Source organism: Sulfurimicrobium lacus (assembly GCF_011764585.1).
Taxonomy (GTDB): Bacteria; Pseudomonadota; Gammaproteobacteria; order Burkholderiales; family Sulfuricellaceae; genus Sulfurimicrobium; species Sulfurimicrobium lacus.
Map to the genome: position 1 here is coordinate 3,727,040 of NZ_AP022853.1, position 26,230 is coordinate 3,753,269.

Genomic DNA, 26,230 nt, shown 5'->3' on the forward strand with positions numbered 1-26,230 from the left:
AAACCCACCCTCAATACGCGTTCTTGTTGATAAACCCCTTGAACACCGTCAGCAAAATAATCCGCAGATCAAACCACAACGACCAGTTTTCAATGTAGTAAAGGTCGTACTCAACCCGCTTGCTCATTTTCTCCAGCGTATCCGTCTCGCCGCGCCAGCCATTGATCTGGGCCCATCCGGTGATGCCCGGCTTTACCTTGTGCCGCTGCATATAGTCGTCGATCAATTCCTTGTACTGCTCATTATGTGAAATGGCATGCGGGCGCGGGCCAACGATGGACATCGTGCCCTGCAGCACATTGAAGAATTGCGGCAATTCGTCCAGGCTGCTCCGGCGCAAAAATGCGCCAAACGGGGTCACCCGGGCGTCGCCCCTGCTTGCCTGGGTGAGCTGGCCGCCGGTTTCCTGATGCACCACCATGCTGCGGAATTTATACACCTTGAACGGCTGTCCATCCCAACCCAGCCGCCCCTGCTTGAACAGTACCGGGCCCGGCGAAGACAGCTTCACCCCGAGTGCAATCAACAGCATCAGGGGAGAGATCATGAGCAGGATAAGCAGCGCGAGCAGTCTGTCCTCCACCGCCTTCACCAACCGGTTCACCCCCACCATCGGCGTGGCGGAAAGATTCATCACCGGAAACCCTGCCACCTCGGTCACGGAGTGATTCAGCAGCCGGAAACCGAAAATATCCGGGACAAAGCGAATATCCACCACGCTATGGCGCAGCTCATGTAGCAAGGACTCCACCTTGTCCTGATCCTTGAGCGGCAGGGCAATCCACACTTGGTCGATGCGCGCCTTCGCCACATAATCGGCCACATCGGGAAGCCCGCCCAATACCGGCACACCTGGCTGCGGAGCCCCCCCGCCGACATTAAAAAAACCCGTTACCTGCAGGCCGATCCAGGGAGAAATCAGCAGCCGCTCAGCTAACTCCTCGCCGAGGCCCTCGGTTCCCACAATCACAATGCGCCGCTGGTTATAACCATGGCTGCGCAGCCAGCGCAAACCCACGCGCAGCAGAAGTCGCCCGCAGACCAGAGCACTCCATCCCAGCACAGACCAGATACCAATCCAGCCGCGGGAAAACTGAATTCCCATCTTCGTGGTAAAGGCAAAGGCAAAAAGCAGAGACAGCACCAGCGCCCAGGCCAGCGTCATCGCCCTCACCTCATCAAAAAGCGACGCGCCGCGCCATGCCTCATAGAGATTGAAACGCGGGAACAATAACGCCGACAACAGCACCACGATGCCAATCACTACGCCATATGCAGCAGGCAAGCTCGAATTACCCAGGTAGAGGCGGTGAGCCAGCCAGGCGGCAAAGATGATGCCCGCCCAATCAAGAAGATGCAGCACGGCATTCAGTATGCTGGAATGCTCTTTTAACAAGCCACGGCGCATCACGGTAACGAACACTCCACTTTGCGATTCGTTCTCGCCTGGAATGCCTTCCACGCATCCTCGACAAAAGTCCCGAACGCCTGCCTGAAGCACTCGGGTGAGAAGCGCATCGCGTTTTCCCTGCAGCTGACGGGGAGAATTTGTTGCCCTGCCTGCTCGAACCGGCTCACTGCATCCCGAATAGCCTCAACCGATTGCTCAAAAAAGAACACACCGGTAGGCAATTCGTCATCCAGGCCGCGAATCGTTTCCAGCGCACCGCCCTTGCCAAAGGCAATCACCGGCGTGCCGCAAGCCTGCGCTTCCAGCGGCGCGATGCCGAAATCCTCTTCCGCCGCGAAAACAAAGCCACGCGCGCGCTGCAAGTGATCCTTCAGAACGGCATGGCTTTGATAGCCCAGCAAAACGACATTGCCGCCCGCTTCGGCTTTGATCTTGTCGAAATCAGGCCCATCGCCAATCACCACGAGTCGCTTGTCCGGCATTCCGGAAAACGCCTCGACAATCAGATCGATCTTCTTGTAAGGCACCATGCGGGAAGCCGTCAGGTAAAAATCCTCCTTCTCCTCCCGCAGTTCGAAGGCATGCACATCGACTGGCGGATAAACAATGCTGGATTCCCGGCGGTAAACCTTCCAGATACGCCGCGCGATAAAAGCGGAAATCGCCATGAATCCATCCACCCCGTTCGCAGTCCGCGCATCCCAGATACGAATCTTGTGCAGCAGCCACTTGGCCAGCCAGCCCTTGAAGCCGCGATCAAGACCGGATTCTTTCAGATATTGGTGCTGCAGATCCCAGGCATAGCGAATCGGCGAATAGCACATGCACAGATGCAACTGATCCGGCCCGGTCAAAACCCCTTTTGCCACGGCATGCGAGCTTGAAATAACCACGTCATAGCCGGAAAGGTCGAACTGCTCAACCGCAAGCGGCATGAGCGGGAGATAGTTGCGATACCTGGATTTTGCGAACGGCAGATGCTGGATGAAGGAAGTGGCAACCGGCTTGTCCAGTATAAAACCCCGCTGGCCGTCGGGCAGAAAATCGACGGTGCTGAAAAGATCGGCATCCGGATAGCAAGCCAGCATCTGCTCCAGCACCCGCTCGGCGCCGGCATAAACAGTCAGCCAGTCATGAACAATCGCGATTTTCATTAATTAATCATTCTCACGGTTTCTTTCCAAATAGCACGAGCTGTGTCAGTCCACAGAAACCTTGCGGCCCGCAGTCTTCCCGTTTCGCATAATTTTTCACGCAATGCCTCATCGGTCAGCAACAAGCCAATTTTGTCCGCAATGTCTTCGTGTGACTTTGGATCGCAGTATAGCGCCGCCGCGCCGCAGACCTCATTCAGCGAAGCCGCATTGGAAACAATGACCGGGCACCCACAAGCCATCGCCTCCAGGGGCGGCAAACCAAACCCCTCATAAAGCGAGGGATATACGAAACAGTGCGCGCGCTCGTAAAGCGCTTTCAGCTCTCCATCACTGACGTAGCCAAGATAATGTACGTTGGACTGGTGTGAAGAAAAACGAGAATTGCTGAACACTTTAGAGTTAGCCCCCCCCGCGACAACAATATCCACATCCTCATTCCGCAAGAGGTCAAAAGCCTGAACCAGCCGCATGAAGTTTTTGTGCGGGCTCAGGCTGCTGACTGCGAGAATGTAAGGCTTTTCACCGAGCCGATGTTTCTGGAAAACATCGTAATCTGGCTGCAAGCGGCTCATGTGATCGACACCGAGAGGCACCACCGCAATTTTACCCGGCGGCAATCCACAATACTTGATGAGTTCGCTTTCCGAGAAGTGAGAGTCTGTAACAATCTTCGCTGCTGTCTTGCCCAAGAGCGGCAAGGCAAACTTATACCACGCACGAAAACCAGGGGAATAAGCCTCCGGATAGGCAAAAATCGAAGCGTCGTGAATAGTAACCACATGGCGGCGCTTAATAAGCGGTCCGACATTGCAGAAACTGAGAATCCACTCCTTCCTTGAAATGGCTGGCAGAAAAAGTTGCTCCCAAGCCTGGCCTCGCAATGGTCCCATGGAACGGATGGCGATGTGTTTCAGGCCGGGGAAATCGCTTGCGCCGGCAGGCGACACAATCACAAAGGCATAACGGTTGCGATCGATTTCACCCGCTTCCAACAAATCATCCAGCGCCAAAACGACTTCACGCGCGTAGCGTTGCACACCCGTCACGGACTGAGCAAGAAAGCGGCCATTGATAAATATTTGCTGTGGATTCATTGAGCGCCCTCGCCCTTTCAGGAAAGGAGAGGGGCTGGCTGGCGCCTTACCTGTAGAAAGTTCGGCGGTCCCCAAGATTTTACCGCTTCTCACACCAAAGCACCCCATCGCAAAAAACACCACCATTAAACGCGCTCAGAGCACGTTTCAACTTGCTAGGCGAGCACGGTATAAAAGAGACATCGAAGCCATGCACTTGCAGATAGTATTTATACTGCGCCAACAAATACATGTTCTCGGAAACATTCGCCGAAACTTCCGGGGTACTCAGGAGCTTGGCTAGTTGTTTCTTCGCGCGGAACGCGCTCAAGTAAGATTCTCTCTGGGCAACAATAACGCCATTTTCTTTGAGCACCCGGCGACATTCCGCCAACAAGTGCCACATGGATCGGCTGTGGTGCAGTGATGCATCAAATAAAACAGCATCCAGAGAAGCATCAGGAAATGGCAGTCGCAAATTAAAATCGGCCTCCAACGGCTCGATTTTTGTCAGGTCGCCGCCCAGCGCAACCCCGGAAAGGTCAATCATCTTCTGCATCCGGATGCATGCTGATATCTACAGCATAAATCTTTTTAACGTTGGGCAACCTGCTGCAACACACACTCAGTCCACAGCTTCCAGCCCCCAACTCGGCGATGGCTCCATTTGTCCCCAACAACTCGGTGTTCAGCTTGTCGGCGTACGAGAGGAAATAAAACTCGATTTCTCGCATCCAGTTTTCATGTGCTTTTCCTGAACCCACCGGTTCCTGATCATAAAAAGCCTTGTCGGTCGACACATTGGAATTGGTTTCAATCATGGATTTTCCGTTTGTTTCTTAACATTGGTTTCAGTGGCGGTTCAACGCCCGGTGAGAACGGGCGCCGAGTCGTGGATAAATGGCGCGCCATTCAGGATGCCCTCGCATATACAGTCCAGACCGCTATCGACTCGCTCCTCTAAACACTCTGTACTTGTACAACCGAATTTATATGGCGGCCACCCCGGGCCCTTCTCGAAAAAGCCCACCGGGATCATCCGCCGGAAAAAGAAATGATAGGCATACTTTCGCGCTCTCTGGACAATTTCAGGCGGCAAACGCGAACCGACGGGAAGCATATCCAAGATTCCCCTGTAGGCCGATTCTGAATCGGCATCGGTCGTTACACCTTTATTCCTGATCCACGCCTCGCCCGCCACGATTACCGGAATCCCGACGCTGGTCAGTTCCACCCCGGTTTTCGTGCCGTAAATAATCACCGAATTGCAGAGTTCTGAAAGCACGTAGGTGCTGATGTTGCTGTCCGGAGGAACCACAAAGACATTCGCGGGAAGCTGTGGGAAATGCTTTTTCAGTTCTTCGGCCACCGGCTGCCGTGTAGGTACCGAGCCCCGGATTTCCGCCGGATGCACCCGAATTACCAGTTGCAGGTCAGGTCTTTTTTCAAAATAGCGGACAGTAGAAAGCAGCCATTCGAGCATATTCGGAAAGGCGTTGGCAGGGTAATGCAGCTGGGCGTCCCACATCACGTTGGTCAGCAGGCCAATGATCGGGCGAGCGGGATCACAGCCGATATCGGCGAGAATCCGATCTTTCTCGAAGTAAGGGTTTTCGTGGAAGCGTATCCAGTCGTTCTCCCCTTCCCAGCGGCTTCGTAGATAACCGGTGATGGTTTTTTCCCGCTCAGGTGTCCACTCCATGTCTTCCCACACCGACACTTGTTCGTCCATCAGAGTATGGTGATAGGTGTCGCCATGGCTGAAAATAAAACAGTTCTTCCGATAGGCCGGGTTCCAGTTGACGACCCGGACCCCCTCTTGCCTCGCCACCTCGCCGATGATGCCTTGCGGCACATAAATACCGTGATGGAAAACCGCCACATCGTATTTTTCGCTTCGCAGAAGCTTGGGTATCGACAAGGCGGTCAGCACTGCGGCCTCCAGATAGCGGCGCAAAACCTGCTCGCCCAGCGGCTCTTCGTCGAGGGTAGCTCGGGCAAAAAACCTTAGCGCTCCTGCTTTGGCGTGCTCACCGATCTTGAGGCCATGCAACACAAAACCCTCGATTTCATCGAGCGGGAGTTCCGCTGCCAATTTCCCTGCGTAGCGCTTGTCTTCCTCGGTCAAGCTATCGGAATATGCGTGCACCTTGATGCCGATATCTTCATAGACCCTGCGACCGGGACGGTAGCAGTCGCGACACAGGTCCTTGGTCGGGCCATAGTCGGCAAACCGTTTCGAGCTAGGGAAAAAGCGCGGCTCGCACATCTGGCAGCCAGGCAAGAGCTCATCACAGAGCAAGGCATGTACATCGGCACCCCGTAACGTCAAGGCAACCGCAAGCGCGGTTTCCATCTGCATTGCGGCGAGATGAGAACCGATGCTGGTAGCGATCAGAACCTTCTTGCCCTGTTTAGCGGCAGTGAACGCCGCCTGCCATTGTCCCTGGCTGTTTCCGAGAATGCTTTGCCAATCGGGGTAGCCTTCTCCTGTCGACAGGATTTTTCGACGCGCAAGTTGAAGCCGGCTATCCAAGTATGGGAAGCGCTTAATGATCTTAACCGCATTCGCTTTTAGCTGATCAAGATTTCGGGACATAGTTGTCAAACCTTACGTAACCGGTTGCCAAGGATATGGACAACATTTTTTAACAGGCCTTAGGAAATTAGGGCCTTCGATTTTATTATCAGAATTGAAAATACTTTGCTTAATTGTCGCCTGGTATGCTTGGCCAACATGATAGACGCGGCGAAAGCGAGGGTGCCTGAGGATATCAAAAACAAAAACCATTCAATTCGACTAGCCGAACCGCTCGGTTTAACAAGATATGCTGCTATTAGAACAACAAGAGGTCCTAAAAGTGGCAATATCACGTCAGTTCCATACCAGCGCCATTTTTCTGTAGGGAACAGCTTTAAATGCATGAATTGGATGCCAACTAATACATACGCAGCATTTAGCGCCACCCATATCCACGCAGCGCCCATTGCACCATACTTTGGGACCAGCCAAAGGATCGCGGGAATCAGTATGCTTACTGCGACTGCATTGATTCCCACCCCTAATTTAACCCATCCATGGGCAAGTTGGCACTGGTATGGCATCCACATCAACCCATTTAAAAAGCTGCCCAATGCCAGTATGGAAAGTATAGGGCCGACATTCTTGCTTAATTCAATATCGCCGGACCATATGTAAATCACATTCTCGGCGAAAAACACCAGCAGTAGAAGTCCAGACGATGTTAATACAGTGACAAGCTGTGCCGCTTGATGGTAAAGGGCGATGACCTTCGACTGATTACCCTCAACAACCAACTGCACCATGCGAGGGTATATCGCTTGAGTAACTGGACCGATGAGCGAAAACAAGACGGTAGAAACAGTGGCCGCCAAAGTGTAGTACCCAAAATTCTCTAGCGACAGAAGGCGTGACAGCAGCACCTTGTCTACTTGTGTGAGCATGAGTTTAAGAAAAGTGATGCCCATCATTCCGCCGGCAAATCGCCAAATTGCTGTTAGCGCCTTGCGCGAAAAAGCCGCTGGAACTTCTGACCTCGGCAAGATCGATTGCAGTTTTGATGAAAACACTATCAGGCTTAGCAAGGAAACCAGTGCCTGCCAATAAAAAAAAGCCTCTATGGTCGGCGAATACAGCACAAGTATGCTCAACGCGCCGCCATAGCGCAGCGTAGAAATCAAGGCCTGTGTGCCGTTGTACCAGACCTGCTTTTGGAGTCCCATAAGTGCGCTACGGTAAATCCCTTCACAAAACCTCAAGGCCGCAACCAACGCCATGATGGTAAGGGACTGAGCAATCACGTGAACGGGTAGTCGTTCGCCGTGGAGCCATGCGTTAGCCAGCCAATCGGATGCAGCCCATATTACGAGCCCGATTAACAGCGCCAAGCCAAAACAAACGATTTCGAGGCTTCGCAGCAAGTCGCGGATGGATTTTGCGGTGTGTGCTCCCGCCGTGAAACGTGCCATCTCGCGCCCAAGCGTCGGTGTCATGCCCAGATCGAGCAAACTTAGCCAAGCCTGCATGACAGCAAACAGACCAATCAGGCCATAGGCTTCTATTCCCAGGTACTTTATGTAAAGCGGAACGAAGGCCAGGCCCATGACGGCAGACCAGCCTTGTCCGAGATAATTGGAGAGGACGTTACGCTTGACAGACATTGCGCATTTTCATTCTTCTTCTATGCCTGCTCTTCTGACCAGTATGGCTTGGTTTGAGCAAGTTCATCACTTAACGCAATATCCGAATGTCCTTACCACCCTGGTTATGAATGGTAAATAGATTCGACGAGGTATGGGTTCTCCTCCCGATACTCCAACTCAAGGCTATGGGGTAGATTGCCTAGCTTGTGGTTCATAACATCGACACCATCGATATAAACCAGCAAGCATGTTGAACGGATACGGAAAAGCGGCCGATCTTGTGTAAATTCCTTGAAGAAACGAACCAGTCCATCGGACTTTGGCGCGTAGTCGTGCCACATGATGACACCACCCTGCTTTATCAGTTCAAACGCCTTTTGGGTGTCATTCTTCACCAGGTCATAACTATGGTCACCATCAACGAACACAAAATCGAATTGCTGACGGTACGGTGCCGTATCGAATTCGCGTGAATCAGAGTGTATTTGCGTAATACGCTTTTCTTCTTCTCGCCCTTTAAACAGCACCCCCATATAAGGCGCATAGCGGGGATCCCTTTCTGGCGGGAGATTCAATGTGAACACCTGACCATCGGGGTTGTTATGCGCCAGATGAAAGGTGGTGCGCCCCATGTAGGTGCCGAACTCGAACATTTTCTTGGCACCGATGTGTTTTGCAACCGCTGACACGTACAACATATCGGTCTTGTTCGCGTGGCCCGTTAACTCGTTGATCACCCCTATGGGAACGGACTCTTTTTCAATGCCAGGAAAGAGTTCCTGAACGTACACCTCGCGGATTCGGCTATCTTCCAAATTGCGAACGAACTCCACCACCTTGCGATGTTTCTCAATACGCTGGACGGCGTGATCTGACAATTGATTGCTTTTGGTTCGGGCTACAGCCAGATCCGGATGAAGGAGCGTGTCACTAAGATACCGTAGCTCTCTCAACGTCCGGTTTATTTCTTGATCATTGCCAGAAAGCTTTCTCTCGATGGATTTCTGGGCTCGAATTGCCCAGCCTCTGTTAAGCAGCACAGCGGCGACCAATAGCCAAGCAGCGGAGAGGGTGCCAACGGCGAATTCTGACGAGATCACATTCAGATAAGCCAAAAACCCGCCGATGACAGCAGAAACGCCAAACAACCCGATTGCCATTACCAGCGACCTGGGCGATATAAAAAATTTACGTGCAATTATTTTGATCATATTCAATCTCTTAAATTGTTTTTGCGGAATGCTCAACATGAAATATTGCATTAGTGCGACAGGAAGGCATGCCTTCCGCCACCACGGGATAACGCTAGAACCTAAAATCGTGCCGGCAAATGAAATCATTTGCCTGCGCAAAGTCCCCCTTTTCGCCATTGTTTCCATGTATGCATCAAAATTCTTCGGCTGATGAGTGCGCGTGAGAAGTATCTCGTCCACATAGGCGAACCGGCAGGCGAGGGCCATCTGGGCAATAAACTGCCGGTCTCCCCCAAGCACCACCGGAAAGTGACGCATCGCACGCTGCAGAAGGGGCTTGCGGAACAATCCATAAATAAACAAGTTGTACTTGGCCCCTGACAGGATTTTTCCCAGCAATCGCAGGTGCCCCATTCCGTTCGGATTCATGTCGCCGATGAACCGGATCAGGTCAAATGGAGCTCCGTCCGGGAGGCGCCGGTCAACTGCGCACATTGCGACCCCGGCTGCAGAGTCAGCTCGCAATGCGGGCAGCAGCCGACTTATAAAGTGCGGATACCAGTAATCGTCCGCAGCCGCCCACATGAAGAACTCGCCTTCAGCCGCATCCAGCACGGTCCTGAAATTGGCCACAGCCCCTTCGTTTACCTGCTTTCGGATAATGCGGATACGCGGATCCCCGCGAGCGAACTCCTCACAGATCGCCAAGGTCCCATCGGTGGATGCATTGTCTGAAATAATGATCTGCAGGTTTGGATAGTCTTGCCTTACCAGCGTTTCCAGTGCCGCCGCCAATGTGGTGGCTCCATTGAAAACCGGAAGGCCGATAGTGACAAGAGGAAAATGAGCAGAATTTAAATTCCCGGCGACCTGATTTGCGAAAGGCCTTGATGTGCCGGGTTCCCTGGTTCCTCCGAAAACGGCTTGATCCAGTCCAGCTAGTTCAACCATATATGAATCTCTTTTCCATTGCTTTTAGAATTCTTTCGTGGCAAAGGCATGCAAGGGGTTCCAATCGACTCAGGGCCGGTCAAAAACGACTTCTACAGCCTTGGAAAGCGACGCGATTTTTATCGCCAAGTTCTTCCTTGCCGTGTACCTCAAGTGCTCAGTAGCATTATGTGGTGTAAAAAAATCAGATTCATCGCAGTCATATGCGAGATTTAATATGGACGGACCAAATGCCTTGCGGTTACCCGGAGTTAGCTCGGAACCTTTAATCACTTTTACACCGAAATTCCGCAGATACTTTTCGATAATCGCTATATTACTGGAGACATTCCGCTCGAAAGCCCCACCTACATATTTCTTGCCAGCACGGTGATTGATAGGCGTGATATACAGCCCTACGCCAATACCACTACGCTGCAGGTTTTTTACGGCCGAACCTAAGTATCGTAGCTTGCGGTGCGCTGGATAGAGGTTATGCACATAATGGAATGTAAAAATATCTCGAATTCGGTTTTTCCATGCGGAACCTGACTCTTTACTCACCCGGGCAGCAATGATCTCCAAGAACTCGCCGATGGGTCGAATTTCACCTGAAGGCAGATGCAGCGGTGCGGCCTGAAACACTGCCCTCGCGACAGGCGTAGATTCTATCGGTGGCCGCACCCCATCTATACCACGTGCAAAATCATCGAGAGTGGCGGTTTCCCACAGAAATTGATAATCAGGATGAAGATCCCATGAAAGAGAAAATGAGCGGAGGTTAATTGGGATAATGACGCTACGGGGCTGATGGCGAAGTTTAGGAAGACAGTTGCAGAATAGACAATAGACTTGGGAATGGAATGCAGAATGTGAAATGCAACAAGCCGATTGCCCCCCCAGCTCGGCAGATACCAAGTCTTCCAATGTGTCATGGCAGGTGTCGTCGTCCGCAACCCTGAGTGCAACAGAATCTCCAAAAAGCAAGTGAGCTGGCGGATTCTCGCCGTTGTACGCATCAACAAATTTCTTGAAAAGAGGAAATTCGGCGTGAGGCATCAGTTAGGCTTCTCAAAAAAATTGATTTTATGACGAATTACAGCGGCAGTTTTCACGAGACAGCCAAATTTCGGGTTAGGAAACCAAGTTCTAGTCATTGTTACTTAAACAATCCCATTTAAAATCGACAAGCACATCGCCCAAGTTTCCCTGCTGAAGCCGTCCAGTTCCAAAGTAATTGCTGTCGGAGACTGTGATATGGCACGTATTGGAAATTTTGTCGGTCAGTTCGCGGTTGACGATGCAGCTGGCCACGATGTCGTAATTGCCGGGAAGCAGCGGCAACTTGGGAACGGTACAGACGAACTGGCCCCGTTTCTTGTCCAGCGTCAATTCGGAGCGGATGATATCGCTGGGCAGGCCGAACAGGCGCGTACCCTTGCTTCCGGCGACGACGACGGTAAGGATAACGTCGTTGGATGGCTTTTCCAGATTGCTCTCGTAATCGAACACGATGCGGACCCCGCCTCCGGCAGGAACGCTGCTGATCGCGTTTCCGTCCAGGTCTTCGAGTTGCATACTGGTAAAGCGCACCAGACCAGAACCTGGGCGCCCCTTCGCTACACTCAGGTCTGCCTCCCCGGTTGGACCAAGCAATAGCGTGGTGTAGGCCCTGACTACCGTTTCGGTGGCGCCTTCGGTATGCACATTGCTGTTCTCGATCAGAATCGCCCGGTTACACAGGGATTGAATCGCCCCCATGCTATGGCTGACGAACAAGATGGTACGTTCCTGATGCTGGGTCAGCTGATCCATCTTGTTGAGACACTTTTCCTGAAATGCAATGTCGCCTACGGCCAGGACCTCGTCGACCATCAGGATTTCAGTGTCCAGATGGGCGGCGACAGCGAAGCTTAGGCGCGAACGCATGCCTGAGGAATAGGTCTTGACTCGAGAATTGATGAATTTTCCGATGCCGGCGAAATCCACGATTTCTTCGAATTTTGCATTGATCTCCTTCGACCGCATGCCGAGGATGGCGCCGTTGAGATAAACATTCTCGCGCCCGGTCAGATCCGGGTGGAAACCAGTGCCGGTTTCCAACAGGGTGCCTATGCGTCCCTTGATGCGGGCTTCGCCCTCGGTCGGGTCGGTGATGCGTGACAGCACGCGAAGCATCGTCGTTTTGCCGGCGCCGTTACGCCCGACTACACCCAACACGTCGCCGCGCTGTACGTCGAAGTTGATATCACGGATTGCCCAATGGGGCTTGCCGCCGACCTGATAACTCTTGCCGAGGCCCCTGACGCTGATTACGGTGTCGCTCATAAAATCTCCATTCGACTCTACAGGGAATCGACCATGGTGCGCTCGGCACGCGTGAACGCAACCAGACCATAATAGATACCGATAACGATCATGATGGCAGCCAAACCCACCGACCATAACGGTGGTGGTACCTCACCCCATAAGGACCAGCGAATGCCCTGTATCAGCGATGCCATCGGATTCATGTAATACAGGGTCAATAATTTTTTGGGCACCATGGAAATTGGATATACGCATGGCATGGCGTAGACCATCACACGCATGATCACGGGGAGCGCCATCATGATGTCGCGTCGCTCTATGGAATGAGCTGCCAGCACCAGCCCCAAAGCAAACGACACCAGGGCCAGGCCGCCCAAAAAGAATGGAAAATACACAATGTTCCACCCTGGATAAACCCCGTAAATCAACATCAGGCCAACAATCACCGCAAACGAGGCCAACAAATCCATGATGTTTACAAACAGCGATGTCAGCGGCACGATCAGTCGCGGGTAGTAGACCTTGCTCATAATTCCGGCGTTGTTCGCCAGCGACGACGCCGTATCCGATACTGTGCCCGAAAAAAACAGATACAGGCTGATACCCAAAAACACAAACAGCGGAAATGGAATGGGGTCGGTCTTTACTCCAACCATGTAGCCAAACACACCGACATAAACCAGGCACAGCAACAACGGCCGGAAGATGATCCAGCCATAGCCCATCGACGTCGGGCGGTAGCGCCCACGGATCGAGCGCAGCACGAAATACTTCAACAAGTGTTTGCTTTCCCACACTTGGGGTAGTCCGAGGCGGCCAATCTTGTTGCTCGGTTTGATGACCACAACATCATCGCCTTCGATTGTTACGCCACCATCGAACACGGTGCGCGAATGCTCCGCACTGTCTTCTGGGTTCATTCTGGAATTCATCATAAAGGTTCCTTGCTCGAGCCCATCAGGCTAGCTCAGCATCTCATCGAGCAACTTTTTTTGCTCATTGTTTAAGGAAGCTTTGGCTGCGTGTCGGTAAACGGTGTCGAACATCGTCGCGATCTTGTCCGGACTGGGAAACCCATGTTCAATGCGATGCGTTCCCTTGATGCGTAAATCATCGAGCATTTCCGGATTTCGCATCACTTCCAGCAAAGCACGGGCAATATCGGCCTCATCGAATGGATCGAACATCAAGGCAGCATCGCCGACCACTTCAGGGATGCAAGCGGCAGTTGAAGCCAATACCGGCAACCCGTTGTGGAATGCCTCCAGCAAGGGCAGGCCCAAGCCCTCGAAAATAGACGGGTGCACCAGAAACCTGGCGCTCTTGTACAAGGTATTGAGCCGTTCGACCGGAACCACACCCAGAAACTGTACCTGATTTTCCAGGTTATGACGCCCGATCTCGGAATTGATTTGCTCTGATTCCGGCGTGTCGGTGCGGCCTGTGCAAACAAGATTAACCGATACACCGTGTTCATCTCGCAACCGGGCAATGGCGCGTATAAGGCGGATGTGGTTTTTGGTCACCCAGGTCGCCGACGGAAACAAGGCAAATGTTTCGGGGAGGCCGGCAAGCGCTTTATCTCGATCCATGAATTGATCGGCGTGATCGAATCGAGGCAGTCGAGGGATAACAGCTATGCGCTCGGGCTCAATGCCGTATTTGGCAATGATGTCTTGCTTAACCCAGCGAGTAGCAGTGACCACCATGGCGGCTTTGCGACAGCCCCTGCCAAACAATCCATCCATCCACTCAGCCTCGCCTGGACGAAAGCACTCGGGCTGATGATGGTGCGGCAACCCCCACGGCTCGTAGACGTAGGGCAAGCCCGTATCGAAATGCAGCGGATAAGGAAAATGCACCACGGACACGTTCTTCGACTTCAAGATTTTGTCCGCACGGGCTGCCACCATTGGCCTGGTGACCTCATAACGCACGCCCCGATAGAGGCGATACGCAGGCGGCACCATGAACTTCATCGGCCCCATATACTTGGCCAGGCGCCGGGCTTTAGGAGACAGCGGCGCATTAACGGCGTAGTAGCGGTATAGAATCTGGACGACACCGCCCAAAGGCCCCAGCACAGACTGCAACTTTTGCCAGCGTGACTTCTTTGCGGTGGATCCTTCAATTGCCGGGTCGTACCAGCGGTAGCTCGCAGGCCAGACAAACTTGTCCATATTCGCTCCCATAAAGGGAGCTAACTCGTTGGCATACCCTTTTAAACCTATTAGTACGAAGCGGTCGTGAATCTTCGACGCACCCAGCGCCAGCAGAAGAGATAACAACGCCGTCTCTGTGCCGCCGGAGGCTTTGGCCGAGATTTGAGCGTCAATGGCTACGGCAATGGGTTCCTGGCTTTCTGATTTCATGCTTTTCGAACTAGTTCCAAGCATGCGACGGCACGTGCCGCTGCGGCGAAATCAGGGCCGAATTCCGGCGTGCGCACGATGTTGAAAAACTCAAGCTCCGCACATTCTTCGGGCTTGGCCGTATGCCAGCCGTCCGCAGCATGGCGGTAATACGTTTCAGAAACACATTCTCCGCCAAAGGATTTTTTGACATCGGCAATCTGCTCCGCACCAAATATTTGCAGCCAGTCCTGATCCTCGGCTTTGCCGTAGGGTACGGTTAGCAACAATCTCCCACCGGGCTTCAGCAAATTGTGGAAAGTCTTCATTACCCCGCGATAGGCGAACAAATCCTTCTCAGGCTGAGGCATCTTGAGGGTCACATCGTATGGCGGTTTGGGGATCGGCCACATTCCGATGTGTTCCACGGTGCTGATGCAAACGATGGCGTCGAAGATACCGTCCCGCAGCACCGGCTCACGGAAATCGCCGTGCAGGTATGACAGCCGCGGGTCAAGGCGAACCGAATCCATTTCCAGCGAATAGATGATGATTTTTTGCTGACTAAGTTCGGGGGCATCAAGGAACATCGGCGTATTGAGCACCGAGCCGGCATCCAGAAGCAATCCCGGGCCTGGCTTCACACGCGAGATCGCCCACGGGCATTCGACTACCCGCTCGTCGAGGCGCATACCAAACCCTTTTGGAAGGGGTTTCCCCTGGCGGAATATCTCCATCAGGCTCTTATCTGCGAGCGTCTCGATCATGAACATGTTTTTGAACTTGGCATACCCCGGAGACCAGGGGATACGGCCATTCTTCTTATACTGCTCCACAAGGCTGAGAGAACTCGCGATGTTCTTGGCAGTGGCTACAGGATTGCCGCTGCTAAAAATTTTCTTGAGGCCCCGGCCAACGCGGGAAATCGCTTTATTTTTGCTTGTCATGAAGCCCTAACTCCTCTGCCTGATAAATAAACGCAGAACCGTTGAGGATGCCATCGCAGATGACATCCAGCCCTTTGTGTACCCCGGGCAACAATTCATCCAGATTTTTAATTGAGATCTCAAACGGTGGCCAAGCTTTTGGCGCTGGTTCCAGGAAAGGCAATGGCAACATGCGACGAAAGAAGAAATGGTAGGCATATTTTCGTGCCCGCTCAATCATCGCTGGGGGCATACGCTTCCCCAAAGGCAGCGTGTCCAGATGACGGAAATAGTCATCGGCATTCGATGCATCCAAGGTCATGCCCTTGTTGCGAATCCAAGCCTCCCCGCCGACAATCACAGGGATGCCGACACTGGTCAACTCCACACCGGTCTTGGTTCCGTAAATAATGACGCTATCGCACCGGTCCATCGCCGCATAGGTACTGACCGTGCTTTCCGGCCCGATAATGAAGACATTCTTAGGCATATCCGGGAAGGCACTTCGGATTTCCTCAACAATTGGTTGCCGCGATACGGTTGAGCCCCCTGGCGGCGCCAATTCGCCGGGATGAACCCGGATCAACAACTGCAAGTCCGGGCGATCCCTGAAGTAAGCTACAGTGCGCATCACCCAATCGACCATCCCCGGAAAGGCGTTGGCCGGATAGTGGAGCTGCGCGTCCCATACCACGTTGGTCAGCATGCCGATCACCGGGCGCTTCCAATCCAGCCCCACCGTGGCGGCAAAACGATCCATGTCATCGTCGGCATCTCGGTTAAACCAAATCCAGTCGCGACTACCTTTGCGGCGGCTCTCCAGATAATTGACGATTTCGGCTTCCCGATCCTTGGACCACGCCATGTCTTCCCAGTCGCTTGTGGGCTCGTCCATCAACGTATGGTGATAGGTATCGGTGTGGCTAAAAATCGCGCACTGCTTGCGATAAGCCAGGTTCCACGATGCCGTGCGCACGTTGCGGCTTCGGCACGCGGCGCTGATAATGCCGTGAGGAACATAGATGCCGTGATTATTAACGACGGCATCATACTTTTTATCCAGCAACAAGCGGTTAATACAGAACGCCGTCAGCAGCGACGATTCCAGATAGCGCCGAAGAACAGCCTCGCCCTCCGGCTCCAAGGACAAATCGCCAACGCCATAATAGCGTAGAGCGCCAGCCATGGCGTGTTCGCCTATGGGCAGGCCATCCAGAACGTAGCTGGCGATATCGCCGGCCGGAACGGAGATGGAAATATCTCGCGCCCTGGCTCGTTCGTCATCGCTGATATGTTCACTCATCTGCAGAATATTGATTCCTGGCGCGGAAAAAACCGCTTTCCCGGTGGCCATGCAGCCCGCACAAAACACGTCTTTTAGCTTGCCATCCGCCAACGCCGGGGGTTTAACCCCGGAAATTTTGGCGCGCTGGCAGCCGGGCATGGCAGCGTCACACAACAGAACATCGACTTTCGCTCCCCGCAGAGTCAAGGCGACATTGAGAGCGCTTTCCAGCACCGTGAACTGGGGATGCCCCCCAATGGCTGTAGCCATAAGGATGCGCGGACCCTCTTCGGCCTTCGCCAAAGAGTCTTTCCACAGGACCTCATTGGTGGCGACTACCGCTTCCCAATTGGGAAGCGCCGCTTTCGACTTCTGCTTGCCTGTCGCGATTTGTTGCTTTTCACGCAATGGCCGGACAAGTTGCTTGAGTTGACGGTATAGATTAAGCATCAGCGGCTCACTCCTCGAAAAGGAGTAGGGTTGCAGTTAGTCAATTGTCCATCACCCGAATTAGTTTTTCACGCATTTCAGGTAGCCGTCAGGAGCCACCGTCAGAAGCAGTTTGTCCTGAATTTCCCGGCTGATCTCAAAGCGATCATTGGACTTGAGGAATTCCCAAACGGCGGTCTTGGGGTTGTCCCCTTTCCCCCAGGGGCGGTCAGGGAAGGCGTCTTCCGGCATGTCTTCAATCACTGTATCAAAAACAACCAAGTAGCTACCCGCCTTGACTAGCGAGGAATAAAGTTCCAACTCCTTTGCTACGTGCGCGTGGGTATGATTGGAATCGAGTATCACGAGTACACGTTTTTTGTCTTCTGCGAATTTGAGGACTTTGGCTGCCACATCTTCGTCTATGGACGAACCTTCAAGCATCGTGATCCGCTTGAACATGGGGTGCTTTTCAATGGCCTCACGGTTATGGGCGCGAATGTCGATATCAAGCCCCAACACTTCAGCATTTTGCGGTCCACCGCAGGCGGCGTTCAGTTCCAGCATGGCTGCTGAAAAAATCAAGGAGCCTCCGTGCGCTATACCCGTTTCGAAAATCAGGTCGGGCTGCACTGTCCAGATGATCTCTTGCATGGCCACCATATCCTGAGGATATTGGATGATCGGACGACCAAGCCACTCGAAATGGTAAGAGTACTTTCTCGGGTTGGCCAAGTTCATCCATTCGTGCGACGCGCGCGTGAGCAAGGGGTCCTTGCCCTGAATTGCAACTTCCTCTGCGCATTCCTGTTTGAACTTATCGTAGACACTCATCTGCTTCTCCTCGCTTTCTCTAATATATTGTTTCCGACTTTGCAGCCGGATTAAATGTTTCTAATGATTCGAGCCGGATTACCCGCAACGACTACTCCAGTTGGCAGATCCCGAGTGACGACTGCACCGGCACCCACCACTGTATTCTCGCCGATCGTCACACGGGGCAGCACCACAGCACCCGCGCCAATCATCACGTTGTTGCCGATTTTTACACAACCGCAAAGTGTCGCACCCGGTGCGAGATGCACCCCATCGCCCAACACGCATTCGTGATCCGCGGCAGCGCGGTGGTTGACGATACAAGCTTCTCCCAAGTGTGCGTCAGAAGCCACAACTGCTCCGGCCAGCACTTGGGTGCCGGGGCCTAGCAAGGCCGTCTGGCACACCGAGGCATGGGGGTGCACGAGGGGTTCAACCCGCACATTATGCATTCGAAAGTATTCATGGACTGCCAACCGATCGCGACCATGTGCCCCCCCGATTGCGGCCAACCCATAAAGATTGGTGCGATCTTGCTCCCCCTCGTACCAGCGAGCAAAGCCCTCCTTGGCGACATACAAGGGCACCCCAGGGATAACTGAAACCGCATTAGGATTGTTATCGAAGAGTGCCACTACTTTTCCACCGCATAGTGCGATGAGACTTGCCAACACTTTTGCATGACCGCTACTGCCCCATAGGACATAGCGTGCGCACTCAGCCATTTAGACACCCGCGAATGACATCCACTACCCGGTCCTGCTCCGCCGTCGTTATGTCATGAAAACTGGGCAAATTGATCGCACGTCCCGGAATATCCCAGGCGTTAAGATTTTGCGGTTGTTGGTCGAACATTGGCAGGCTTGATAATGGATGGAAAAACACCCTTGCATCAATGTTTTCGCTTGCGAAAACACCTTGCAGGCGTTCTCGGGTTACCCCTGTTTGCGGGTCAAATACTACTGTAGGCATCCACGCCCCATTAACCGTACCTGCTGGTTCCGCATTAATGGATAAGCCCGGGAGGATCTCCAGGCAATTGCGGTAATACGAAAAAATTTCTCGCTTGCGGGTGGTCAATTCTTCAATTCGGTCAGTCTGCGCACACCCAATCGCTGCCTGGATGTTCGACATCTTGTACTTGAACCCAACCATGTCCGGCCAGAACTGCTTGGTTTGGCCTCGTGCTCGTCCATGATTACTCAGCGTAAGCACATGCTCGTAAAGTTCCGGATCGTTGGTGACAAACATTCCACCTTCGCCCGTTGTAAGCGTTTTGGTGCCATGAAAGGAAAAAGTTCCAAATTTCCCCATCGATCCAGCACGCTTTCCATGGTAGATCGAGCCAATTGCTTCTGCGGCATCTTCAATAACGGGGATGCCGTATTTATCACCGATGGCGAGCAGTTTGTCCATCTCGCAAAGATTGCCATACAAGTGGACAGCGACGATTGCCTTGGTCCGGGGTGTGATCGCCCGCTCAACCAATTCCGGATCAAGGCACCAGGAGTCAGGCAAAATATCGACGAATACTGGTTTTGCGCCCAGATGAACTATCGGTGAGGCCGTAGCAATCCAATTGGTGTCAGCCATGATGACCTCATCACCCGGTCCGATCCCCAATGCAGCCATACCCATGTGGAGCGCCCCCGTGCAACTGGATGTGGCGATGGCATAATTGACGCCGAGGTGGGCTTTGAAGGCCTCTTCAAAACGATTGATGTACTCGTAGCATTTCTCGCCCCAACCATTCGCGGCAGCATCGGATGCGTAACGAACCTCTAACTCGGTGATGGATGGCTTAGTGTAGTGAATGCGGGCTTTCATGCGACCACCAACTTCGGCACCGCCGTGACAAACCTCGTACCAAGGGTCGCAAGCTTGGCGTTTTGTTGTTCAACCTCTGCAGCTATGTTCCAGGGCAGGATCACCAGATAGTCGGGACGCTGTTCCAGCAGGGCAGCCGGAGTGAGAATGGGAATGTGGCTGCCTGGCATGAATTTACCTTGTTTGGCAGTTGCGGCATCACAGACAAACGGCAGCAGGTCCGGCTTCACGCCGGCATAGTTGAGCAGCGTATTACCCTTGGCAGCAGCACCGTAGGCGGCCACCTTTTTACCCGCTCGTTTTTGTTCAATCAGAAAAGACAAGAGGTCGTCCTTGACGCGATCTGCCTTGGCCTGAAAGTTTTGATATGTGGCGAGCGTTTGCAGGCCAAGCTGCGCCTCCTCTGCCAGCATCGCTCCAACGGCAGGAGAAACCTGACGAGCGTCTTCTCCATGGCAACCATACACTCGCAAGCTGCCACCATGGGTGGGCAATTCTTCCACGTCCCATATGCGCAATCCGGCCATTTTGAAGATGCGGTCCACCGTATAAAGGGAAAGATATGAAAAATGCTCGTGGTAAACCGTATCGAATTGGGTGTGTTCGAGCAACCTCATTAAATGAGGAAATTCCAGGGTAATGGTGCCACCAGGTTTTAACGCCGCCTTCAGGCCACGGGTAAAATCGTTGATGTCAGGCACATGAGCATAGACGTTGTTTCCGGCAATTAAATCAGCTTGCTGGCCGTTAGCGGCCAACTGTTTGCCCAGCTGCTCGCCGTAAAACTCACGCATGACGGGGATGCCAAGTTTCTCTGCTGCGGCAGCGGTACTGGCGGTGGGCTCGATACCCAGGCAAGGAATACCTGCAGCCACAAAGTTCTTGAGGAGGTAGCCATCGTTGGAAGCCACTTCGATGACCAGGCTGTCTTGCGTGAGCTGCAGCTGGCGGATCATCTTTTCCGTATACCTTGCAGCATGAGCCAGCCAACCGGAAGAGGTGCTGGAGAAGTAAGCGTAGTCCGGGCTGAACAGCTCGTCGGCCTGCGCGTAGTCCTCGGTCTGGACTAACCAGCATTGACCGCAGACTTTGACTTTCAGTGGATAGTATTTTTCTGGTCTGGTCAGGTCTTCGCGGGTAAGGTATGCGTTCGAAGGGGGAGCGAAGCCGAGATCAAGGAAAGTGTGCTCCAGCGGAGAGGAGCAATGACGACATTTCACAGCATCATTCCTTTAAATTGGTGGTCCAGCAGAGGGTGTTGCGCATCTCGAGATGACAGTTCGGCAATGTCCAGCGGCCATGAAATCGATAGCTTGGAATCATTCGGATTCAGTCCAGCCTCCGCTTCGGGCGTGTAGAAGGCTGTATGCAGGTAGAGAAGTTCACAGTCGTCATGAATAGTCTGGAAACCGTGGGCGAAACCTTCAGGTATCAGCAGTGCACGTCGGTTGGCGGCGGAAAGCTCTTCGGCGTGCCATTGCAAAAATGTCGGGGATCCAGCACGCAAATCAACGGCCACATCCCAGATGGCGCCACGCAGGCAAGTCACGAGTTTCATTTCGCAATGCGGCGGTTGCTGGAAATGCATGCCGCGCACCGTGCCTGACTTTTGCGTAAATGTGTGGTTGATCTGGGCGATGGGCTTGCGCCAGCCGGCAGCAGCCAGCTCTTCCGCGCAAAAGAGACGAGAGAGGAAACCTCGGCTGTCGCCCAGTTGCTGACGCTCGATAATTTTCAGGTCGACGATAGGCGTATCGAGAATGGCGAAGCGACTCATGATGCCTGGTTAGAATTATTGACCGCTTCATAGGCGGCGATGTCTGCTTCGCATGCTACCCGGACGTCGATACCGTCATGCTGCTGACGATACCAATGCATGGTACGCTGCACAGCGTCGACCAGAGACCAGCGTGGTTTAACACCCAGCACTGTGCGGGCCTTGGAGATTTCAAGGGCCAGCCAGCCAGCTTCATGCGGGCCATCGCTGCCGTCACCCCAATGAATTTCTCCCTGGCCATAGGCCTTTTGTGCCAGCTGTACCACTTCGCGCACAGACGCGGCCTCATGGGTTTCCGGGCCGAAGTTGTAAGCGCCCGCCAATTTGGGGTTTTGCCAGAGTTGCTCGGCAAGCTTGATGTAGCCGGAGAGAGGCTCTAATACGTGCTGCCAGGGCCGAATGGATTGCGGACGTCGAATCTGTAGCGGCTGGTTTCCATTCCAGGCCCGAATTGCGTCCGGAATCAGGCGGTCTTCTGACCAGTCTCCTCCTCCAATGACGTTGCCTGCTCGAGCCGAGGCGACGGCAATGTTTTTCTCCGCCAGGTAAGAATCTCGGTAACTGGCAATAACAATTTCCGCTGCCGCCTTGCTGGCGCTGTAGGGATCGTAGCCGCCAAGCGCATCGGTCTCACGGTAAGGGTACGGCTGTTCAAGATTGTGATAAACCTTGTCAGTGGTTATGGCAACAACGGCGCGGACCGAATCGATATCGCGCAAGGCATCAAGCACATTTGCAGTGCCTTGAATATTGGTAGCCAAGGTTGCCAGTGGATCACGATAGCTGGCCCGTACCAAAGCTTGCGCGGCAAAATGGAAAATAATTTCCGGATGGGCCTTATCAATCAATACCGCGAGCGCTGCTGCATCCCGGATATCGCAGATATGGCTTTTGGTAAGCGTTTCAATGCCAGCCAAATCGAAGAGATTGGGCGTAGTCACTGGGGACAGGCTGATGCCGGTCACATGAGCGCCGAGCCTGTGCAACCAAAATGCCAGCCAGGAACCTTTAAAACCGGTATGGCCGGTGAGCAGAACGCGCTTGCCGCGCCAGAAGGCAGGCATCGGATTAACCGAATTCGTCATTGCCAAATTTTCCATGGCGCCTTGCCGGCCCCCCAAAGCTCTTCAAGGTGATTCTTTTCTCGCAAGGTATCCATCGGCTGCCAGAAACCCAGATGCTCAAAAGCCATCATTTCACCCATCTCCGCCAGCTTGATAAGCGGCTCTCCTTCCCAGCTGCTGTGATCGCCCTCTATGAAATCAAGACATTTCGGAGAAAGTATAAAAAAACCACCATTAATAAGTCCGCCATCGCCACGCGGCTTTTCCGCAAACCCCGTCACTTGGTCGCCCGACCTTTCCAGCGCGCCATAGCGGCCGGGAGGCTGCACGGCCGTGACAGTAGATAATTTTCCATGCTGGCGATGAAATTCGATGGATGCCCGAATATCGACATTGCTCACCCCATCACCATAGGTAAAGCAAAACGCCTCCTCGTTTTTAATGTAATCGGCCACACGCTTGAGGCGTCCGCCCGTGAGAGTGTCTTCGCCGGTATCGACCAGGGTCACTTTCCAGGGCTCAGCTTTCTTCTGATGCACTTCCATACGGTTGTCCGCCATGTCGAAAGTGACATCGGACATGTGCAGGAAGTAGTTGGCAAAGTACTCCTTGATGAGATAGCCCTTGTAGCCGCAGCAAATCACGAATTCATTTACCCCATGGGCCGAATACATTTTCATGATGTGCCAGAGAATCGGCTTGCCACCGATTTCAATCATTGGCTTGGGTTTCAGGTAAGTTTCCTCGGAAATGCGGGTCCCGAGGCCACCGGCGAGGATGACGGCTTTCACGGATCAATCCTTCCTATTTGTTGAGTTTGGCGCGAATAACGGCAGATATTGATGCGCTGTCCAGGCCATGCACTTTCAGGATTTCCGGATTTGTGCCACAGGCCGGAATTTCACCGATACCAACTCTGAACAGCTTCTTTTCTGACAAGGCTTCTTTCGCAATAATCTCGGCGATCCGATCCCCCTGCCCACCAACGAGATAGTGGTTGTCGAGCGAGAATATGTCCATGCACGTTCCCACTTCGCGGGTCAGCCATTCGGCATCGATGTTATTCAGCCAGGGCAGGTTGATTACCTTGACCGACAAGCCTTTCTCTTCGCGCAAAGACTGCGCTGCCTGCACCGCCGCGGAAAGCAGCACCGGGCCATAGGTGATTAGCACGGCATCCTTCCCCTCGGTCAAGGTGACACCTTTACCGAGTTGTGGTTTGTAGTCCGAGGGCAGTTCAAACGGGATTACCCAGGGCAGGCTTACCAGTCGCAGGTAGCTGCTCCCGGCGCTCTGGTTGACAGCCCAGTCGAGAAGCATGGCGACCTCCGCCTCACAGGAAGGCTCCATGAGCGTTAGCCCAGGTATGCCGCCAAGCGCGGAAATGTCGCGCACGGCCTGGTGGGAATGCCCCGGTCCACCTGGAACGACGCCGGCCAGCGAACCGACATAGATGATTTTTTCCAGTTCGGTGGCATTGTTGTATATCTGTTCGTTCGGGCGGGAGGAAAGAAAACAGGCAAACGAGTGGACAACCGGCAGCAAGCCTTGCAGGGCCATGCCGCCTGCCTGAGAAACCATGTCCTGTTCGGCAATTCCACATTCAACGAATCGATCCGGAAATTCCTTCTGGAACGGGATCAGGCCGGTGTCCAGGATAAGATCGGCGTCCAGGGCGACGATGTTTGGATTGCGCCGCGCCTGCTCGATTAAAGCATTCGAATAGGCCTGAATCAGTCGTTGTGGATTTTCCGGCAACACCGCTGCGGGGCGGATGATGGTTTCGAGTTCCAGTTGGGCCGCACCGGCTGTGTTCAGCTTGGCGTTCGCCGTATCAATCAGTTCCTGCGCTGCCTTGACGTAAGCTTCGTCGCTGGGCGCGCCACTGTGGAACTTGTAGAACTCCACGTCGGAATCGATGGAGGTGTGTTCCATAAAGGAAACACCCTTACCCTTGATGGTGTCGGCAATAATGACCTTGGGCTTATCAGTAACATTTTTGGTAGCCGCGAGCGTTTGGGCGAGAGCGGCAAGGTCGTTACCATCGCAGCGACTGACATGCCAGCCGAAGGCAGCCAGCTTGGCCTCAAGATCGCCAAGATCGCTGACCTTGGCGACAAGTGTGTCCGACTGCAACTTGTTGTGATCGATAATGACCGTAAGCTCGTGCAGTTTGTTATTGGCGGCGGAAACCAGCGATTCCCAGAACTGGCCTTCCTGCAGCTCGCCATCTCCGGTCAGGACGAAGACATTTCCGGAGCGCTTGCGCAGACGGTTGGCGAAGATCATGCCCTTGGCCTTGGAAACCCCCATGCCCAGCGAGCCGGTATTGGTGACGATATTGGGCGTGGCGATATCCGGATGACCGGGCAGACCACCCAGTTTTCGCAGGGTATGAATCAGGTCGAAATCGAGCCGGCCCAGTCCGATGAACGTGTTGTAAAGACCAGGTGCATCGTGCCCCTTGGACGAGAAAAAAATGTCCTGTGGGGAGACTTCATCGCCCTCAGGTGCAATCCGGAGTTCGTTAAGCTGCAACCATGACATGATATCCATACTGCTGAAGCTGCTACCGATGTGGCCGGATCCTGCGCGGGCGATCATGTAAAGGGTGTTGATCCGGCAGAGAGCGGCAAACAGGCCGGTTTTTTCTACCGGGGGCACGGGCAGAGCTCGAACCCGCTCAAATTCCTTGAAAGGTACGTAATACAGGGTACCGCTAACGGCTTCTCCAATTTGATCGCCCACAATATGCTCCGTTATTCGTGAATAGGGTAAATGGATCGGTTGATGCTGGGCAAGCAAGCCTCGCCTTTAGCAAGATAGTGCTCTGCCAACAACCAGTCCTCAGGTTCGTTAATGTCGAAGCCTTCCAGTCCCTGACTGACAAAGGGAATGATCGCCTCCCCGGCGATGCTGCCCGATTCGAGCGGCACACGGGACCAGGCAATCTCGAGGCTGGCATCTTGCGCGTAAATCTCGGGTAAGGCAGCGTACTGGCTGCTGTGCCAGGGTGTGTTACCGTTGGTGAAGGGCATGACGGGCAACATGCGTTGGCCGCGTATCACCCACATCTTTCCAGGGTGTTGTTTGCATTTTTCGATGGCGCGCAGGGAATCCGCGCTCTTGTCTTGTGTAAACAGCTTCCAGGCCCGTTGAATTGTTTCTGGCAGGCGGAACGGGCTGGTGGGGCGAAGAATGCTGAAAATCTCGTAATCTCTGCCTTGTTCCTTCAGAGCGTTTAGCATCCAGACAACCCACTCGATGTCGGGCGATTTATCGCCAGAAATCTCCGATGAGCGCAGAAATGGCACCTCCGCCCCATAATAGCGGGCGACATCGGCATACTGTTCGCTGTCCGTCGCACAGATCACTGCATCGAAGACGCCGCTTTCGATGGCGGCGCACACGGTGTAGGCAAGCATCGGGTGCCCGCCCAACGGCTTGATGTTCTTGTTGGGGACCCGCTTGGAGCCGGATCGGGCAGGAATGAAGGCGACGGATTTTGGCTTCATGG

The 26,230-nt window shown here is 53.6% G+C and carries 23 protein-coding genes; all 23 read right to left on the reverse strand.

Going from position 1 to position 26,230, the window contains the following annotated elements; all coding sequences use genetic code 11:
• Positions 1-10: 10 nt before the first annotated feature.
• The 23 genes from SKTS_RS18280 to SKTS_RS18390 all read right to left on the reverse strand — a co-directional run bounded on the left by SKTS_RS18280 (position 11) and on the right by SKTS_RS18390 (position 26,228).
• On the reverse strand, positions 11-1,462 hold the full coding sequence (locus tag SKTS_RS18280) for an undecaprenyl-phosphate glucose phosphotransferase (RefSeq protein WP_198420399.1): 1,452 nt from the start codon (positions 1,460-1,462) through the stop codon (positions 11-13).
• A complete protein-coding gene (locus tag SKTS_RS19070; RefSeq protein ID WP_173068536.1) occupies positions 1,408-2,565 on the reverse strand; it encodes a glycosyltransferase family 4 protein in 1,158 nt (385 codons plus the stop codon). Before SKTS_RS19070 ends, SKTS_RS18280 begins: the two co-directional genes overlap by 55 nt.
• The gene (locus tag SKTS_RS18290; protein WP_173068539.1) at positions 2,565-3,662 is read right to left on the reverse strand and encodes a glycosyltransferase family 4 protein; all 1,098 of its coding nucleotides are present in this window, start codon (positions 3,660-3,662) and stop codon (positions 2,565-2,567) included. Before SKTS_RS18290 ends, SKTS_RS19070 begins: the two co-directional genes overlap by 1 nt.
• A 79-nt stretch (positions 3,663-3,741) precedes the next feature.
• Positions 3,742-4,191: a class I SAM-dependent methyltransferase gene (locus tag SKTS_RS18295; RefSeq protein WP_173068541.1), complete on the reverse strand. Its 450-nt coding sequence runs from the start codon at positions 4,189-4,191 to the stop codon at positions 3,742-3,744.
• Complete coding sequence (locus tag SKTS_RS18300; protein ID WP_173068544.1) at positions 4,184-4,462, reverse strand: hypothetical protein; 279 nt, start codon at positions 4,460-4,462, stop codon at positions 4,184-4,186. The genes SKTS_RS18295 and SKTS_RS18300 overlap by 8 nt, the downstream gene beginning before the upstream one ends.
• Before the next feature lie 41 nt (positions 4,463-4,503).
• Positions 4,504-6,240: a capsular polysaccharide export protein, LipB/KpsS family gene (locus SKTS_RS18305; RefSeq protein ID WP_244617390.1), complete on the reverse strand. Its 1,737-nt coding sequence runs from the start codon at positions 6,238-6,240 to the stop codon at positions 4,504-4,506.
• Between the two features lie 59 nt (positions 6,241-6,299).
• Positions 6,300-7,823 carry a lipopolysaccharide biosynthesis protein gene (locus SKTS_RS18310; protein ID WP_173068547.1) on the reverse strand — a complete coding sequence of 508 codons (1,524 nt, stop codon included), beginning with the start codon at positions 7,821-7,823 and terminating at the stop codon, positions 6,300-6,302.
• 104 nt (positions 7,824-7,927) lie between these two features.
• Positions 7,928-9,949, reverse strand: coding sequence for a glycosyltransferase (locus tag SKTS_RS18315; protein WP_173068550.1), 2,022 nt, complete (start codon positions 9,947-9,949; stop codon positions 7,928-7,930).
• Positions 9,950-10,018: 69 nt separating this feature from the next.
• The gene (locus SKTS_RS18320; RefSeq protein ID WP_173068553.1) at positions 10,019-10,987 is read right to left on the reverse strand and encodes a hypothetical protein; all 969 of its coding nucleotides are present in this window, start codon (positions 10,985-10,987) and stop codon (positions 10,019-10,021) included.
• A 90-nt stretch (positions 10,988-11,077) separates the two neighbouring features.
• Positions 11,078-12,256 (reverse strand): ABC transporter ATP-binding protein, encoded by a 1,179-nt coding sequence (locus tag SKTS_RS18325; RefSeq protein ID WP_173068556.1) that lies wholly within the window; start codon positions 12,254-12,256, stop codon positions 11,078-11,080.
• 17 nt (positions 12,257-12,273) lie between these two features.
• Positions 12,274-13,158 (reverse strand): ABC transporter permease, encoded by an 885-nt coding sequence (locus SKTS_RS18330; protein WP_173068559.1) that lies wholly within the window; start codon positions 13,156-13,158, stop codon positions 12,274-12,276.
• Between the two features lie 42 nt (positions 13,159-13,200).
• Complete coding sequence (locus SKTS_RS18335; protein WP_173068562.1) at positions 13,201-14,610, reverse strand: glycosyltransferase family 4 protein; 1,410 nt, start codon at positions 14,608-14,610, stop codon at positions 13,201-13,203.
• The gene (locus tag SKTS_RS18340) at positions 14,607-15,536 is read right to left on the reverse strand and encodes a class I SAM-dependent methyltransferase (protein ID WP_173068565.1); all 930 of its coding nucleotides are present in this window, start codon (positions 15,534-15,536) and stop codon (positions 14,607-14,609) included. The genes SKTS_RS18335 and SKTS_RS18340 overlap by 4 nt, the downstream gene beginning before the upstream one ends.
• Positions 15,520-17,250 carry a capsular biosynthesis protein gene (locus SKTS_RS18345; RefSeq protein ID WP_173068567.1) on the reverse strand — a complete coding sequence of 577 codons (1,731 nt, stop codon included), beginning with the start codon at positions 17,248-17,250 and terminating at the stop codon, positions 15,520-15,522. Before SKTS_RS18345 ends, SKTS_RS18340 begins: the two co-directional genes overlap by 17 nt.
• 60 nt (positions 17,251-17,310) lie before the next feature.
• The gene (locus SKTS_RS18350; RefSeq protein ID WP_173068570.1) at positions 17,311-18,063 is read right to left on the reverse strand and encodes a cephalosporin hydroxylase family protein; all 753 of its coding nucleotides are present in this window, start codon (positions 18,061-18,063) and stop codon (positions 17,311-17,313) included.
• Positions 18,064-18,113: 50 nt separating this feature from the next.
• On the reverse strand, positions 18,114-18,770 hold the full coding sequence (locus SKTS_RS18355) for an acetyltransferase (RefSeq protein WP_173068573.1): 657 nt from the start codon (positions 18,768-18,770) through the stop codon (positions 18,114-18,116).
• Complete coding sequence (locus SKTS_RS18360; RefSeq protein WP_173068576.1) at positions 18,763-19,872, reverse strand: DegT/DnrJ/EryC1/StrS family aminotransferase; 1,110 nt, start codon at positions 19,870-19,872, stop codon at positions 18,763-18,765. Before SKTS_RS18360 ends, SKTS_RS18355 begins: the two co-directional genes overlap by 8 nt.
• Positions 19,869-21,092, reverse strand: coding sequence for a class I SAM-dependent methyltransferase (locus SKTS_RS18365; RefSeq protein WP_173068579.1), 1,224 nt, complete (start codon positions 21,090-21,092; stop codon positions 19,869-19,871). The genes SKTS_RS18360 and SKTS_RS18365 overlap by 4 nt, the downstream gene beginning before the upstream one ends.
• Positions 21,089-21,649: a dTDP-4-dehydrorhamnose 3,5-epimerase gene (rfbC, locus tag SKTS_RS18370; protein ID WP_173068582.1), complete on the reverse strand. Its 561-nt coding sequence runs from the start codon at positions 21,647-21,649 to the stop codon at positions 21,089-21,091. Before rfbC ends, SKTS_RS18365 begins: the two co-directional genes overlap by 4 nt.
• Positions 21,646-22,749: a CDP-glucose 4,6-dehydratase gene (gene rfbG, locus SKTS_RS18375; protein WP_173068585.1), complete on the reverse strand. Its 1,104-nt coding sequence runs from the start codon at positions 22,747-22,749 to the stop codon at positions 21,646-21,648. Before rfbG ends, rfbC begins: the two co-directional genes overlap by 4 nt.
• Positions 22,731-23,504, reverse strand: coding sequence for a glucose-1-phosphate cytidylyltransferase (gene rfbF, locus SKTS_RS18380; protein ID WP_173068588.1), 774 nt, complete (start codon positions 23,502-23,504; stop codon positions 22,731-22,733). Before rfbF ends, rfbG begins: the two co-directional genes overlap by 19 nt.
• 13 nt (positions 23,505-23,517) lie before the next feature.
• A complete protein-coding gene (locus SKTS_RS18385) occupies positions 23,518-25,518 on the reverse strand; it encodes a transketolase family protein (RefSeq protein WP_244617391.1) in 2,001 nt (666 codons plus the stop codon).
• Entirely contained in the window at positions 25,473-26,228 is a 756-nt protein-coding gene (locus SKTS_RS18390; RefSeq protein ID WP_173068591.1) for an acylneuraminate cytidylyltransferase family protein, read from the reverse strand. Before SKTS_RS18390 ends, SKTS_RS18385 begins: the two co-directional genes overlap by 46 nt.
• Positions 26,229-26,230: the final 2 nt, after the last annotated feature.